Origin of the sequence: Glaciimonas sp. Gout2 (assembly GCF_035018905.1) — a bacterium.
Classification (GTDB): domain Bacteria; phylum Pseudomonadota; class Gammaproteobacteria; order Burkholderiales; family Burkholderiaceae_D; genus Glaciimonas.
In genome coordinates this window covers 1-1844 of sequence record NZ_JASJXA010000114.1, presented here as the reverse complement: position 1 = coordinate 1844, position 1844 = coordinate 1, and the positions used below count along the sequence as shown (strand labels likewise).

Below are 1844 nucleotides of genomic sequence, written 5' to 3'. Positions count from 1 at the left end.
ATATGGAATCGTATGAATGCAGCGATGCGTTTATCATGTCAGCCTTCAAAGCCGCCAATAAAGTAATCAATTATGTGCCGCCGGTTGATAGCCTAAAGAAAAATTTCTTTTAACTGGCCAATGAGTTTCGCTCAAAGAATACGCATGGATGAGTGTATTTTATTACTGTTGTTGTTTCATAGAATGAATGAAGCAACAAACTCATAGTTTTCACAAGGTATCGTCTTCTATAAAGTAGATGCCACTTAAATTAGTCAATAACCATTTGAAAAATATGGATGCCATCGTCCGATGCGTAGAATCGCTTATGGCTGAGACGGAATAAAGGCTTCGATCAACGTACCCTGGACATTTTTTCGTCGCGCGATAGTAAAGGTTCCTCCTAATAAGAGAATCCGTTCACGCATTCCCAACAGCCCATGTGATTTTGGCTTTGTTAACGCGTCTTCTGAAATACCGATGCCGTTATCGAGTATTTGTAGCCATAAACCGGTTTGATCCCGCTTGAGCGTAATCTTGACATGGGATGCATTGGCGTATTTTATGACGTTGTTGAGTGACTCTTGCACTATTCGGAATAACGCAATAGCCCAATCCGGATCAATATTTTCGAACTCTTCCGATATGTCCGTTTCATAAGAAAGACCGGCCATGTGAGTAATACTTTCGCAGTGACTTTCTATTGAAGCCGCTAAGCCTAAATTATCCAGCATGCTCGGCCGCAAGTTTTCAATAATTCGACGCTTTACGCTAACGGTTTCTTGCAATGCGTGTTTTGCCCTCAATAGTTTTTTTGCTATGACAGGAGCAGTTTTTTCAAGTTCTGACGTTACGTTCGATAACGTCATGCCGATAACAGTCAGGGTTGACCCCATCTCATCGTGCAGTTCGCGCGCCAGTTGCGCTTTTTCCTCCTCGGATACTTTTAACAGATGCCTGGACAATTTAGATAATTGCTCCGTGCGCGAAAATACAATCGCTTCTAAATTTTCATTGATTAGTTTAAGTTGATTTTCTACGATCCGCTGTCGTGAAAAATTCATTTGGATCATGCGATAGAAAATAACTAAAATGAGTAAACCCAAACAGTTGATCACTGCACCAATCAATAGTGTACGGTTGAACTCAAGGTAAAAACGATTGCGCCTTGTCGTTAACAGCTCTAATTCATCCTTTTCCATTACAACGTCTAAGGCACGAACTTGATCCATTATCTGTTTTCCCTCACCTTTTCGGAAGATGGTAATTACGTCAGTTAATCCTCCCGCTTTAAATAGCGCAGCACCTTCTTCAAATTTCTTAAGCTTGCGATTATACAAATCGCGCAAGCGTGCTAAGTACTGTTGCTGTATTGGATTCCCGTTAATCAACACGCTCAAAGTAGAGAACTCAGGATCTAATTTTTCTTTTGCGAGCTCCCATGGCCCGAGGAAGCCTTGATCCCCAGAAATGAAATAGCCACGTAAGCTACTTTCAGCGTCCAAAATCAATAGATTAATATTTTTTAGATGATCTTGTACCGCCCAACTGCGCTCCATCTGTTGGTTGTTTTGTTTGAGGTTTTGTAAGTTCTGATAATTGGTGATGGCTATCCCTGTAAACATCAAGAGACAAATGACAAACAAAACTAATACATAGCCCGGTAAGGATGAGGAGGTAATTTTCTTCACTTGGCTTGCCTCAGAAAATTTAGTTAATAAAACAACCACAGAATAGCATGGTGGGTGGTTGACGGGGAAGTTAAGTCGGCCGGGTTGACGTGGAGCAAATGTGCTTAAGATATTTTTATTCCAACTGGATTTCTTGGCTTTAAAAATCTCCAAAGATTCTTCATACGCGCCTTG

Annotated in this window: 1 protein-coding gene; it reads right to left on the bottom strand. The window is 41.0% G+C overall.

The features are described 5' to 3' along the window. Window positions 1–305 precede the first annotated feature (305 nt). The coding region (locus QN379_RS23360) for a CHASE3 domain-containing protein (RefSeq protein ID WP_323507752.1) at window positions 306–1844 on the bottom strand (1539 nt) is incomplete at its 5' end.